Origin of the sequence: Enterobacter sp. JBIWA008, assembly GCF_019968765.1 — a bacterium.
Taxonomy (GTDB): domain Bacteria; phylum Pseudomonadota; class Gammaproteobacteria; order Enterobacterales; family Enterobacteriaceae; genus Enterobacter.
The window spans coordinates 4,559,294-4,572,741 of record NZ_CP074149.1 but is presented as its reverse complement, the minus strand read 5'-3'; the positions used below and the strand labels follow the sequence as shown (position 1 = coordinate 4,572,741).

Below are 13,448 nucleotides of genomic sequence, written 5' to 3'. Positions count from 1 at the left end.
ATCTTCGGGTTGTGAGGTTAAGCGACTAAGCGTACACGGTGGATGCCCTGGCAGTCAGAGGCGATGAAGGACGTGCTAATCTGCGAAAAGCGCCGGCGAGGTGATATGAACCTTTGACCCGGCGATGTCCGAATGGGGAAACCCAGTGCAATTCGTTGCACTATCGTTAACTGAATACATAGGTTAACGAGGCGAACCGGGGGAACTGAAACATCTAAGTACCCCGAGGAAAAGAAATCAACCGAGATTCCCCCAGTAGCGGCGAGCGAACGGGGAGCAGCCCAGAGTCTGAATCAGCTTGTGTGTTAGTGGAAGCGTCTGGAAAGTCGCACGGTACAGGGTGACAGTCCCGTACACGAAAGCACACAGGTTGTGAACTCGAAGAGTAGGGCGGGACACGTGGTATCCTGTCTGAATATGGGGGGACCATCCTCCAAGGCTAAATACTCCTGACTGACCGATAGTGAACCAGTACCGTGAGGGAAAGGCGAAAAGAACCCCGGCGAGGGGAGTGAAAAAGAACCTGAAACCGTGTACGTACAAGCAGTGGGAGCACCTTTGTGGTGTGACTGCGTACCTTTTGTATAATGGGTCAGCGACTTATATTCTGTAGCAAGGTTAACCGTATAGGGGAGCCGAAGGGAAACCGAGTCTTAACTGGGCGTTAAGTTGCAGGGTATAGACCCGAAACCCGGTGATCTAGCCATGGGCAGGTTGAAGGTTGGGTAACACTAACTGGAGGACCGAACCGACTAATGTTGAAAAATTAGCGGATGACTTGTGGCTGGGGGTGAAAGGCCAATCAAACCGGGAGATAGCTGGTTCTCCCCGAAAGCTATTTAGGTAGCGCCTCGTGAACTCATCTTCGGGGGTAGAGCACTGTTTCGGCTAGGGGGCCATCCCGGCTTACCAACCCGATGCAAACTACGAATACCGAAGAATGTTATCACGGGAGACACACGGCGGGTGCTAACGTCCGTCGTGAAGAGGGAAACAACCCAGACCGCCAGCTAAGGTCCCAAAGTCATGGTTAAGTGGGAAACGATGTGGGAAGGCACAGACAGCCAGGATGTTGGCTTAGAAGCAGCCATCATTTAAAGAAAGCGTAATAGCTCACTGGTCGAGTCGGCCTGCGCGGAAGATGTAACGGGGCTAAACCATGCACCGAAGCTGCGGCAGCGACGCTTATGCGTTGTTGGGTAGGGGAGCGTTCTGTAAGCCGTTGAAGGTGTGCTGTGAGGCATGCTGGAGGTATCAGAAGTGCGAATGCTGACATAAGTAACGATAAAGCGGGTGAAAAGCCCGCTCGCCGGAAGACCAAGGGTTCCTGTCCAACGTTAATCGGGGCAGGGTGAGTCGACCCCTAAGGCGAGGCCGAAAGGCGTAGTCGATGGGAAACAGGTTAATATTCCTGTACTTGGTGTTACTGCGAAGGGGGGACGGAGAAGGCTATGTTAGCCGGGCGACGGTTGTCCCGGTTTAAGCATGTAGGCGGAACGATTAGGTAAATCCGGTCGTTTATTAACGCTGAGGTGTGATGACGAGGCACTACGGTGCTGAAGTAACAAATGCCCTGCTTCCAGGAAAAGCCTCTAAGCATCAGGTAACACGAAATCGTACCCCAAACCGACACAGGTGGTCAGGTAGAGAATACCAAGGCGCTTGAGAGAACTCGGGTGAAGGAACTAGGCAAAATGGTGCCGTAACTTCGGGAGAAGGCACGCTGATATGTAGGTGAAGCCCCTGCGGGTGGAGCTGAAATCAGTCGAAGATACCAGCTGGCTGCAACTGTTTATTAAAAACACAGCACTGTGCAAACACGAAAGTGGACGTATACGGTGTGACGCCTGCCCGGTGCCGGAAGGTTAATTGATGGGGTTAGCGGCAACGCGAAGCTCTTGATCGAAGCCCCGGTAAACGGCGGCCGTAACTATAACGGTCCTAAGGTAGCGAAATTCCTTGTCGGGTAAGTTCCGACCTGCACGAATGGCGTAATGATGGCCAGGCTGTCTCCACCCGAGACTCAGTGAAATTGAACTCGCTGTGAAGATGCAGTGTACCCGCGGCAAGACGGAAAGACCCCGTGAACCTTTACTATAGCTTGACACTGAACACTGGTCCTTGATGTGTAGGATAGGTGGGAGGCTTTGAAGCGTGGACGCCAGTCTGCGTGGAGCCATCCTTGAAATACCACCCTTTAATGGCTGGTGTTCTAACGTAGACCCGTGATCCGGGTTGCGGACAGTGTCTGGTGGGTAGTTTGACTGGGGCGGTCTCCTCCCAAAGAGTAACGGAGGAGCACGAAGGTTAGCTAATCCTGGTCGGACATCAGGAGGTTAGTGCAATGGCATAAGCTAGCTTGACTGCGAGAGTGACGGCTCGAGCAGGTGCGAAAGCAGGTCATAGTGATCCGGTGGTTCTGAATGGAAGGGCCATCGCTCAACGGATAAAAGGTACTCCGGGGATAACAGGCTGATACCGCCCAAGAGTTCATATCGACGGCGGTGTTTGGCACCTCGATGTCGGCTCATCACATCCTGGGGCTGAAGTAGGTCCCAAGGGTATGGCTGTTCGCCATTTAAAGTGGTACGCGAGCTGGGTTTAGAACGTCGTGAGACAGTTCGGTCCCTATCTGCCGTGGGCGCTGGAGAATTGAGGGGGGCTGCTCCTAGTACGAGAGGACCGGAGTGGACGCATCACTGGTGTTCGGGTTGTCATGCCAATGGCACTGCCCGGTAGCTAAATGCGGAAAAGATAAGTGCTGAAAGCATCTAAGCACGAAACTTGCCCCGAGATGAGTTCTCCCTGACTCCCTGAGAGTCCTGAAGGAACGTTGAAGACTACGACGTTGATAGGTCGGGTGTGTAAGCGCAGCGATGCGTTGAGCTAACCGATACTAATGAACCGTGAGGCTTAACCTTACAACGCCGAAGGTGTTTTGGCGGTGAGAGAGACAGGATTTTCAGCCTGATACAGATTAACAGAATTTGCCTGGCGGCTTTAGCGCGGTGGTCCCACCTGACCCCATGCCGAACTCAGAAGTGAAACGCCGTAGCGCCGATGGTAGTGTGGGGTCTCCCCATGCGAGAGTAGGGAACTGCCAGACATCAATTAAGTAGAAAGGCCATCCGCAAGGATGGCCTTTTTGCGTTTATACGCTGCACAAACTAATCCCCCAATCCCCTGCTTATACGGTAAACTACCTGCGTTTTTGCATCAGGATAGCGTCTATGAACCACTCCCTTAAGCCCTGGAATACCTTTGGCATTCAACGCAATGCTAATCAAATTGTACGTGCCGATACTGCACAGCAACTGCTGGAAGCATGGCAAAGCGCAACAGAAAATAACGAACCCGTACTGATTCTGGGCGAAGGAAGTAATGTCCTGTTTCTTGATGATTTTGCGGGAACGGTGATCGTTAACCGCATCATGGGAATGGATGTTGAAGAGCGTGCCGATAGCTGGCACCTGCACGTTGGAGCCGGAGAAAACTGGCATCATCTGGTGCAATTTACTCTCGAAAAAGGGATGCCGGGCCTGGAAAACCTTGCGCTCATTCCAGGCTGCGCCGGATCGTCACCTATTCAAAACATCGGCGCCTACGGCATCGAACTGAAACATGTCTGTGAATATGTCGACTGCATCGAACTGGCGACCGGAACGGCTAAGCGTTTAACGACAGAGCAGTGCCGATTTGGCTATCGTGACAGTATCTTCAAACATGAATATCAGGATCGCTACGTGATTGTTGCCGTGGGTCTGCGCCTGTCGAAGAACTGGCAGCCTGTATTGACCTACGGGGATTTAACGCGTCTCGATCCTGCTACCGTAACTGCCCGCGATGTTTTTGATTCGGTTTGCCATATGCGGATGACCAAACTTCCCGACCCAAAAGTAAACGGAAACGCAGGAAGCTTCTTTAAAAACCCGGTTATCAGCAGCGAAAATGCAAAAGTCTTTCTTGAAGGATGGCCAGCCGCGCCACATTACCCTCAGGCGGATGGCAGCGTGAAGCTTGCCGCGGGATGGCTTATCGATCAATGCCAGCTAAAAGGCACTTCAGTAGGCGGTGCTGCCGTGCACCAGCAGCAGGCTCTGGTGCTGATTAATCAACGCGATGCGACCAGCGATGATGTTGTACAGCTGGCTCATTATATTCGTCAGCGCGTAGGCGAAAAATTTAACGTCTGGCTGGAGCCAGAAGTTCGCTTCATTGGCCGCACAGGTGAAGTCAATGCCGTGGAGGCCATCGCGTGAAAGACAACACCATCCCTTTAACCCTGATTAGCATCCTCGCTGACGGTGAGTTTCATTCTGGCGAGCAGCTGGGTGAGCAGCTAGGCATGAGCCGTGCCGGCATCAATAAACATATCCAGACGCTTCGCGACTGGGGTGTCGATGTGTTCACGGTACCCGGGAAAGGGTACAGCCTGCCGGAGCCGATTCAATTGCTGAATGAAGAAGCGATCCGCAGCCAGATTGGACACGGCAATGTTGCGGTGCTGCCTGTAATTGATTCGACGAACCAGTATCTGCTGGATCGTCTGCCTGAGCTCAAATCGGGCGATGCCTGCGTTGCTGAATATCAGCAGGCCGGTCGTGGCCGTCGCGGCCGCAAGTGGTTTTCGCCATTTGGCGCCAACCTCTATCTTTCCATGTACTGGCGACTCGATCAGGGGCCGGCCGCTGCCATTGGCCTTAGTCTGGTCATCGGGATCGTCATGGCGGAAGTGTTGCACGATCTGGGGGCGGATAAAGTACGTGTTAAATGGCCTAACGACCTGTACCTCAACGATCGTAAACTTGCCGGCATTCTGGTCGAACTGACGGGGAAAACGGGCGATGCGGCGCAAATCGTCATTGGCGCAGGCCTCAATATGGTGATGCGCAATGTACAAAATGATGTGGTAAATCAGGCATGGACTAACCTCCAGGAGGCGGGGATCGTCATCGATCGTAACACCCTTGCCGTGCGTATGATTAAAGAGTTGCGTAGTTCACTCACGCTTTTTGAGCAGGAAGGGCTGGCACCGTTCCTGTCTCGTTGGGAAAAGCTGGATAACTTCATCAACCGCCCGGTGAAATTGCTGATTGGTGATAAAGAGATCTACGGGACTTCCCGCGGTATTGATGCACAGGGCGCGCTGCTCCTGGATCAGGATGGCGTGATCAAACCCTGGATGGGCGGTGAGATTTCCCTGCGGAGTGCCGAATAACCGGATGGAGTGAATGATGCGAAAACCCGTCTGCGCGACGCTGGCCGTCATGATGAGTCTGCTGTTCTCGCCCCTTTCTCAGGCGGATCGGGCCTGGGAGAGTTATAAGGCCCGCTTTTTCAAACCGGAAGGCCGCATTGTTGATACCGGCAATGGCGGCGTGTCGCATACGGAAGGCCAGGGTTTTGCCATGCTGATGGCGGTAGCCAACGACGATAAAGCCACGTTCGATAAGCTCTGGCAATGGACAGACAGTCATCTGAAGAACAAAGAGAATGGTCTGTTTTACTGGCGCTATAACCCCGCAGAGTCCAACCCGGTCGCCGACAAAAACAATGCTGCAGATGGCGATGTGCTAATTGCCTGGGCGTTACTGAAGGCCGATGCGCGCTGGCATGACAAACGCTACAGCGCCGCATCGGATGCAATTACAAAAGCACTGATTGACCACAGCGTGACCCGCTACGCGGGTTACCGCGTGATGCTGCCTGGCGCCCAGGGATTTAAGCCTGAAGGTGAAGTTGTCCTTAATCCTTCCTATTTCGTGTTTCCGGCCTGGCAGGCCTTCGCCAGACGCAGTCATTTGCCGGTCTGGCGCGATTTGATTAAGGACGGAAAACGCCTGCTGGGGAAAATGGGCTCGGGTAAAGCGAATCTTCCCACTGACTGGGTTTCACTGGCATCAGGTGACAAGCTGGCTCCAGCCAAAGGCTGGCCACCGCGGATGAGCTACGACGCGATTCGTATTCCGCTGTACGTTGCCTGGGCTGATAAAAAAAGCCCGCTCCTGACGCCGTGGAAGGCCTGGTTCGGCCAGTTCCCCCGGGAACACACTCCCGCCTGGGTTAACGTCACAACCAACGAATATGCCCCTTATATGATGGAGGGCGGTCTGCTGGCGGTCAGGGATTTTACGATGGGACAGGCTTCCGGCGAACCCGAAATTACCTCTCAAGACGACTACTACTCGGCAAGTCTGAAAATGCTGGTGTGGATCGCCCAGCAATAATGTTGGCATTGTCCCTCTCCCCGATGGGGAGAGGGACGTCTTAGCGTGTTACTGCGGATACGGTACCCAATCCCCGCCGTTCAGGCGAACGTACGGTTTGTTCTGATACTGAATCACCACCGCGTTGGCGTTCTCGGAGACTTCTGCCGTTTGCGGCAGGTTGCTGGTGAGCTGATCCCAGTTCACGCTATCTTCCACAAACAGCTTCCCGTCAACGGCACGGGCAACCAGTTCAGAGATCGCCAGATAGCTGGTCGGCTGGGTGATTTCAATCGGTGCGCCCTGATGGGGTGCTTTCATACCAAAGAACTTAATGCCTGCAGGCACGTTGGTGATGGACGGGCTTGGGATATCACGCAGACCCGAGACCTGCATTCTGTCGCCTTTCAGCGCGCCGCCGTGCTCAGGTACCACAACCACCATGACTTTACGGCCCGATTTTTCCAGCTCCGTAAAGAATGCGTCCAGCTCGTCAAAGAATTTCTGCGCACGCACTTTATAATCCGCCGTTTTGCTCACGCCCGGGAAGTGGTTACCGTCGTGAAGCGGCAGGGTATTAAAGAACGTCGCGCTGCGTGGATTATTGTCTTTTTCGATGGTCTGCAGCCAGCGCTGCAGGACAGCGGAATCGTCATAGACAGGCGAGCCGTCGAAGCCCAGCAGAGAGACAGGAAGACCGGTTTGATCCATCAGCGGTGCCTGCATGCCACCCTGTTCGCGCACCTCTTTCAGGAAGTTGCCGAACTGGCCGTTATGCCCCAGCATCAGATGCTGCGTAAAGCCCAGTTTCGAGAGGTTATCGAACAGATAACATTGGTTGCCGGCGGGTTGATACAGGTTTTTATGCGATGTTTGACCGCAGCTTGCACGCAGCAGGCGGATCGCCGCCGGGCCGCTGTACGAGGTGGCTGAGTTGAAATCTTTAAACTGAATGTCGAAATGTGACCACAGCGGATGAGACATCAAACCGGCTGCATCCACGTCGGCCCAGGAGAGAGAGCAGATGTTGATCACCAGCAGTTCAAACGGCTGAGCATCCGCCGGCAGCGCATCCGGGAATTTAGTCTGTCGCTTGTCTTCCGCGGTATAGAAACTGGAGAGCCAGGCATTCAGGTTGGTAGAGGTCGGCGGTGCGGTCTGGGTTGGGATATCACCCACCACAGGCGTATCGCCTGCCGTTGTGACGGTTGCCGCTGCGCTTCCCCCTGTGGTGGTTACCGTGGTGGTCGGTTGACCGGCAGGCCACAGCGAAAAGTTTGGTCCAGCCAGCGTCAGCACGTTAAGCCAGATCATAATCGCGACGACAAACACCGTGACGCGGATCCACTGTGACAGGAACAGCCAGGCAACCAGTAGCACAAATACCGCGCCAATCATCTGCCAGTTAATAAAGCGCTCGGTCAGATCGAGGACATAGCTGGCGCTAAAGCCCGCCACCTGCGAGCCCTGGCTCATAATGCTGTCCGGCCCCGGTAGCCAGGTATCATGCCAGAACAGCGCAAAGCCGACAGGGATAGCGACCCAGTGGCGTAAGCGGTGCAGCCTGATATTCGGCAGCGGCATCAGCAGGAAGGCCATAAATACCAGGTTGAGAAGGGGATGGAAATTCAGATAGCCTGCCCACAGCAGGCCAAACTTCACCAGAAAGTAGAAGTTCCAGCCGGAAAGGCCGCGCCAGTATTGCCAGAGCGGCGAGGGTGACGAAGCGGTATAGGTAGAATTAGTCATGTTTTCGGTCTGCCTTGACGTGTGATGCCCGTGTCAGTGTTCCGGCTGGTTTTACATAGCGAGGTTTTATAAACAGCACTCTGGCCGTATCACGGATACGGCGTACGGAATGGCGCGCATAGTAGCCAAGCGGGAAAAAGATCAGCGCACAGAATATAACCAGTTGAATGATATCGCTGATATTCATGATGATGCGTTCTCCGCGTTGTCTGCTAATAAGCGAAGGGGTTCCGGAACCCGACGCCAGACGTGTCCATCATGCCTGGCATTGAGGACTGGTTTGGCATCGCTGGTGATAGCGAGCGGTTTAGCCCATTGTTCAGGCTGGAGCGCACGCATCTGCACCAGCTCCGCGCCGATCGTATTATCTTCGAACCAAATCATACGGTTCGAGAAAATATCCCCGGTAGGCAGGGGGAAGATGTGGTTAAGTGCCGTATCGAGATCGTTAACCCGGCAGAAGGACAAAAACAGCACCAGGCGATTGTCGCCGATGGTCATGATGTCTCCTGTACGGTTCGGGCGACATAGGGTGAGGGCCTGTTCAACGCGAATACCCGGTACAGGACGCAGGGCAACCATAACCCCTTTTCCGTCAGCGGGAAGGAGCGTGTTGCTCATCATGTTGCCGACGGCGTCGCAGAAGGTATCCCATTTTTGGAATCCGCGCAGCTTCATCGGCTGCGTCATGGAGAGCAGCGTGGAAATATCTTCCGGCACATGGCGGCTAAACTGCTGGCCCTGAACGCTTTCGATAAGCGTCAGGCAACGGGACAATGGCGCATTCCATGGAATAACCATATTAGCGCCGCAGCCCAGAAGCAGGCGCTCGTCGGTGGCGCGCAGGCTGGTATTATTTTCGCGCACAATAATTTTTAACGCACTGCCGCGCTGGCGGCGTAAGGTGTGGATTTGCCGTGCCAGCGTCTCAATCTGGTTATTCTGCATCAGCGAAAAAATAAGGGTCGCCGCCTGTGTAGTGCGGGCTTCATGGAAAAGCGCTTCGTTAGATTCAAACAGCGTCCAGTTTTCCGACAGGGCAGGTGCCCCCTCCAAAACCGCAATATGGCTCAGGATGCGTTTTTCGTCACTGCGCGGTTGTACCACGGTTTCTTCCTGCTGTGCCAGGTGCCACTTACCTTCGATATGTTTCAGCGTAAGTTGTTGCCTGGCACTTACGCCTTTTTCATTACACCAGAATGCAATATCGTAGAGATAGCTGCCCACCTGGTCACGCACGCTTGCCAGACCGAACAGGGAGCGATATTCGCCCATTAAAAGTGAGAACAGCTTGTCATTATTACTGCCGGGATTGACTACAAGAAGCGTGCAATTTTGAAATTTTGCCCATTTATTGATATTTTCCAGCCACGAAAGCAGTTTTTCCGTAGGGATATTTTGCAGAACGTTATTGGCGCATTTAAGAATCACTAAATAGCGATCCGGATCAATAGAGCACTGAACGTCGCGGGTCAAAAAGTATAGACTATCGGCTTCCGATGTCATGGAAAATAATCGCACCGTCTTGGGGCCACAGTCACTTTCAAGCGTGACAATGTTCTTCGGCTCTTCGCCCATGCTAATGACGGCCACGCGGGAATCCTTATCCTGAGCAGCAATTGTCTGGTTTACCAGACTGATAGCATCTTCATTACGGTCCGTATTAATCCACCAGACTCCTCCGACTGGCATGTGGCTCAATTCGTCCCATAATGACTGGATGCCAATAGAAAATATGGAGTCCACGGTGTCCCTCTTTTCGTCTAATTTATCTGTATCTCAGTTTACTAGCGAAAGCGTAGAAATAAACCTAACATTGAAATTAAAGAACATCAGATTTAGCATGTAAATGAAATTTGTCAGGGCAGGAAGCCCCGCAACTTCTTTAGCGTGCGATTTTCCTTAAAGGGATGAAAAAAAAATGGATAATAACGAACCTGGAACCCCAGTCGACTCGACTCTGGGTTACACATTCCAAAACGATTTTCTGGCGCTGACGCAGGCCTTTTCTTTACCTGAAATAGATTACACCGATATTTCCCAGAGGGAACAGTTGGCTGCGGCTATTAAACGCTGGCCGTTATTAGCTGAATTCGCCCATCAACAATAAGGGAGCCATTGATGGCCATACTCGGATTACAGGGTGTACGTGGCGGTGTGGGTACCACATCAGTTACCGCGGCGCTGGCGTGGTCATTACAGCTTTTAGGTGAATCGGTGCTGGTTATTGACGCCTGCGCCGATAATTTATTGCGCATGTTGTTTAACATCGATTTTACTCGCGAAGAGGGCTGGGCCCGCGCGCTGCTTGATGATAAAGACTGGCGGGATGCAGGGATGCGCTATACCTCCCAGCTTGATCTGCTGCCGTTTGGGCAACTGACCACCACGGAACGCGAGAATGAAGCAGCGTATCAGCGCCTGTTTTCGCAGTTCACGCTTGCTCTGCAGAGTCTGAAAGAAAAGGGGCACTACAAGTGGATCCTGCTGGATCTGCCGCACGGCGCCGGCACGCTGACCCGACAGCTTATCGCCCAGTGCGATCATGTACTGTCGATCGTTAACGTCGATGCGAACTGCCATATCCGCCTGCATCAGCAGGGGCTGCCTCAGAACGCTCATATTCTGATTAACGATTTGCGCATTGGTAGCCAGATCCAGGACGACCTGTATCAGGTGTGGCTGCAAAGCCAGCGCCGTCTGCTTCCTATTGTCATCCATCGTGATGAGGGAATGGCGGAATGCCTTGCGTCGAAGCAACCGCTCGGTGAATACCGCAGCGATTCACTGGCGGCAGAAGAGATCCTGACGCTGGCTAACTGGTGTCTGCTGAACTTTGCCAACAGGGCGGAGCATGCAGGGAGTGCTGTATGAGTCGTCTCACCAGCTGGTTACTCATCCCTCCGGTCAGTTCGCGTTTGAGCGAACATTACCGGAATTTCCGCCGGCACGGTGCTTCGGCATTTAGCGCCTCGCTCGGCTGTTTCTGGATGATTCTGGCCTGGATGTTTATTCCACTCGAACATCCACGCTGGCAGCGCATACGTGCCCGGCACAGTGAGTTATATCCGCACATTAATCCCAACCGACCGCGTCCTTTGGATCCGGCACGTTATCTCATTCAGGCCATCTGGCTGGTGGTCACGTCATCCCGCTCAGAGAAAATAACGCCGCACTGGCGCAGCTTCTCCCGCGTTCAGCAGTTACGTGAGCGCTACCACCAGTGGCTGGACAGACTGCCCAACAGCGTAAGCGATAAAACCAGCCATCTGGATAACCATAAAGAGCTCGGGCATCTCCATCCGGGCCTGCGGCGTTTTATCCTCGGCGTGATCGTCGTGTTCTCGCTCATTCTTGCGCTGGTCTGTATTACGCAACCTTTCAACCCTCTGGCGCAGTTCACCTTCCTGATCCTGCTGTGGGGCGTGGCGCTGCTGGTCCGCCGTATTCCGGGGCGTTTCTCGGCGCTGATGCTGATTGTGCTGTCGTTGACCGTCTCCTGTCGCTACATCTGGTGGCGTTATACCTCAACCCTGAACTGGGACGACCCGGTCAGCCTGGTGTGCGGTCTGGTGCTGCTATTTGCAGAAACCTACGCCTGGATTGTGCTGGTGCTGGGCTATTTCCAGGTAATTTGGCCGCTTAACCGCCAGCCGGTTCCGCTGCCTAAAGACACTGCGCAGTGGCCGTCTGTTGATCTCTTTGTACCGACCTACAACGAAGATCTGAGCGTGGTGAAAAACACCATTTATGCCGCGCTGGGCATCGACTGGCCGAAAGACAAGCTCAAGGTCTGGATCCTGGATGACGGCAACCGTCCGGCGTTCCGCCAGTTCGCAGAGGAGGTCGGCGTCGAGTATATCGCCCGTCCGACTCACGAGCATGCGAAAGCCGGGAACATCAACAACGCGTTGAAGTATGCCACCGGGGAGTTTGTCTCGATCTTTGACTGCGACCACGTGCCGACGCGCTCGTTCCTGCAGATGACCATGGGCTGGTTCCTGAAGGAGAAAGAGCTGGCGATGATGCAGACGCCGCACCACTTCTTCTCGCCGGATCCGTTTGAACGTAACCTTGGCCGCTTCCGCAAAACCCCGAACGAAGGCACCCTGTTCTATGGCCTGGTGCAGGACGGAAACGACATGTGGGATGCCACCTTCTTCTGCGGCTCCTGTGCGGTTATCCGCCGTAAACCGCTGGATGAAATTGGCGGTATCGCCGTCGAAACGGTCACTGAAGATGCGCACACCTCTCTGCGCCTGCACCGTCGTGGCTATACCTCCGCGTATATGCGTATTCCGCAGGCCGCCGGTCTGGCAACGGAGTCACTGTCGGCGCACATTGGTCAGCGTATTCGCTGGGCTCGCGGGATGGTGCAGATTTTCCGTCTCGATAACCCACTGATGGGTAAAGGGCTCAAGCTGGCGCAACGTCTCTGCTACGTCAACGCCATGTTCCACTTCTTATCCGGTATCCCGCGGCTGATCTTCCTGACCGCGCCGCTGGCGTTCCTGCTTCTTCATGCTTATATCATTTACGCCCCGGCGCTGATGATTGCGCTGTTTGTTCTGCCGCACATGATCCACGCGAGCCTGACAAACTCGAAGATACAGGGTAAATATCGTCATTCCTTCTGGAGTGAAATCTACGAAACGGTGCTGGCCTGGTATATCGCGCCGCCGACGATGGTGGCGCTGATTAATCCGCACAAAGGTAAATTCAACGTCACCGCCAAGGGCGGCCTGGTAGAAGAAGAGTACGTCGACTGGGTGATTTCCCGTCCGTACATCTTCCTGGTATTGCTGAATATCGTTGGCGTCATCGCCGGTATCTGGCGCTACTTCTACGGCCCGGAAAACGAAATCCTGACCGTCTTCGTCAGTATGGCCTGGGTCTTCTACAACCTGATTATCCTCGGCGGCGCGGTAGCGGTGTCGGTGGAGAGCAAACAGGTTCGTCGTGCGCATCGCGTTGAAATCTGCATGCCTGCGGCGATCGCCCGTGAAGATGGCCACCTCTTCTCCTGTACCGTGCACGACTTCTCTGACGGTGGTCTGGGGATCAAAATCAACGGCCAGGCGAAGGTACTGGAAGGGCAGAAAGTTAACCTGCTGCTTAAGCGCGGTCAGCAGGAGTATGTCTTCCCGACGCAGGTTGTTCGCGTGGCGGACAATGAAGTCGGTTTGCAGCTGATGCCGTTGACCAAAAAGCAACATATCGATTTTGTGCAGTGTACGTTTGCCCGCGCGGATACGTGGGCTCTCTGGCAGGACAGCTTCCCGGAAGATAAACCTCTGGAAAGCCTGCTGGATATTCTGAAGCTGGGGTTCCGTGGCTATCGTCACCTTGCAGAATTTGCCCCGTCGTCGGTGAAATTAATTTTCCGGTCACTTATTTCGCTGGTTTCCTGGGTCGTGTCGTTCATTCCTCGCCGTCCTGAGCGGGATGAGGCGAAGCAGGCGGACCCGGTTATGGCTCAACAATGATGATAAC

At 54.0% G+C, this 13,448-nt stretch carries 9 protein-coding genes and 2 rRNA genes; 8 read left to right on the top strand and 3 right to left on the bottom strand.

Going from position 1 to position 13,448, the window contains the following annotated elements; translation table 11 throughout:
* Positions 1-15: 15 nt before the first annotated feature.
* The 5 genes from KGP24_RS22180 to KGP24_RS22160 all read left to right on the top strand — a co-directional run bounded on the left by KGP24_RS22180 (position 16) and on the right by KGP24_RS22160 (position 6,227).
* A 23S ribosomal RNA gene (locus tag KGP24_RS22180) occupies positions 16-2,921 on the top strand.
* A 69-nt stretch (positions 2,922-2,990) separates the two neighbouring features.
* Positions 2,991-3,106 (top strand): 5S ribosomal RNA (gene rrf / locus KGP24_RS22175).
* 124 nt (positions 3,107-3,230) lie between these two features.
* On the top strand, positions 3,231-4,259 hold the full coding sequence (gene murB / locus KGP24_RS22170) for a UDP-N-acetylmuramate dehydrogenase (RefSeq protein WP_223561811.1): 1,029 nt from the start codon (positions 3,231-3,233) through the stop codon (positions 4,257-4,259).
* Complete coding sequence (birA, locus tag KGP24_RS22165; RefSeq protein ID WP_223561810.1) at positions 4,256-5,218, top strand: bifunctional biotin--[acetyl-CoA-carboxylase] ligase/biotin operon repressor BirA; 963 nt, start codon at positions 4,256-4,258, stop codon at positions 5,216-5,218. The genes murB and birA overlap by 4 nt, the downstream gene beginning before the upstream one ends.
* A gap of 16 nt (positions 5,219-5,234) precedes the next feature.
* The gene (locus KGP24_RS22160) at positions 5,235-6,227 is read left to right on the top strand and encodes a glycosyl hydrolase family 8 (protein ID WP_223563556.1); all 993 of its coding nucleotides are present in this window, start codon (positions 5,235-5,237) and stop codon (positions 6,225-6,227) included.
* Between the two features lie 48 nt (positions 6,228-6,275).
* Here KGP24_RS22160 and bcsG read toward each other — a convergent pair whose 3' ends face one another.
* Genes bcsG through bcsE form a run of 3 tightly spaced genes read right to left on the bottom strand, consistent with a single transcriptional unit; the run spans position 6,276 to position 9,701 of the window.
* The gene (gene bcsG / locus KGP24_RS22155) at positions 6,276-7,955 is read right to left on the bottom strand and encodes a cellulose biosynthesis protein BcsG (RefSeq protein ID WP_223561809.1); all 1,680 of its coding nucleotides are present in this window, start codon (positions 7,953-7,955) and stop codon (positions 6,276-6,278) included.
* The gene (bcsF, locus tag KGP24_RS22150; protein WP_223563555.1) at positions 7,948-8,145 is read right to left on the bottom strand and encodes a cellulose biosynthesis protein BcsF; all 198 of its coding nucleotides are present in this window, start codon (positions 8,143-8,145) and stop codon (positions 7,948-7,950) included. The genes bcsG and bcsF overlap by 8 nt, the downstream gene beginning before the upstream one ends.
* Positions 8,139-9,701, bottom strand: coding sequence for a cellulose biosynthesis c-di-GMP-binding protein BcsE (gene bcsE / locus KGP24_RS22145; protein WP_223561808.1), 1,563 nt, complete (start codon positions 9,699-9,701; stop codon positions 8,139-8,141). Before bcsE ends, bcsF begins: the two co-directional genes overlap by 7 nt.
* Before the next feature lie 175 nt (positions 9,702-9,876).
* On the opposite strand from bcsE, the gene bcsR reads away from it, so the two are divergent.
* Genes bcsR through bcsA form a run of 3 tightly spaced genes read left to right on the top strand, consistent with a single transcriptional unit; the run spans position 9,877 to position 13,441 of the window.
* The gene (gene bcsR, locus KGP24_RS22140; RefSeq protein ID WP_008503237.1) at positions 9,877-10,065 is read left to right on the top strand and encodes a cellulose biosynthesis protein BcsR; all 189 of its coding nucleotides are present in this window, start codon (positions 9,877-9,879) and stop codon (positions 10,063-10,065) included.
* 11 nt (positions 10,066-10,076) lie between these two features.
* Positions 10,077-10,829: a cellulose biosynthesis protein BcsQ gene (gene bcsQ / locus KGP24_RS22135; RefSeq protein ID WP_223561807.1), complete on the top strand. Its 753-nt coding sequence runs from the start codon at positions 10,077-10,079 to the stop codon at positions 10,827-10,829.
* Complete coding sequence (gene bcsA, locus KGP24_RS22130; protein WP_223561806.1) at positions 10,826-13,441, top strand: UDP-forming cellulose synthase catalytic subunit; 2,616 nt, start codon at positions 10,826-10,828, stop codon at positions 13,439-13,441. Before bcsQ ends, bcsA begins: the two co-directional genes overlap by 4 nt.
* Positions 13,442-13,448 lie beyond the last annotated feature (7 nt).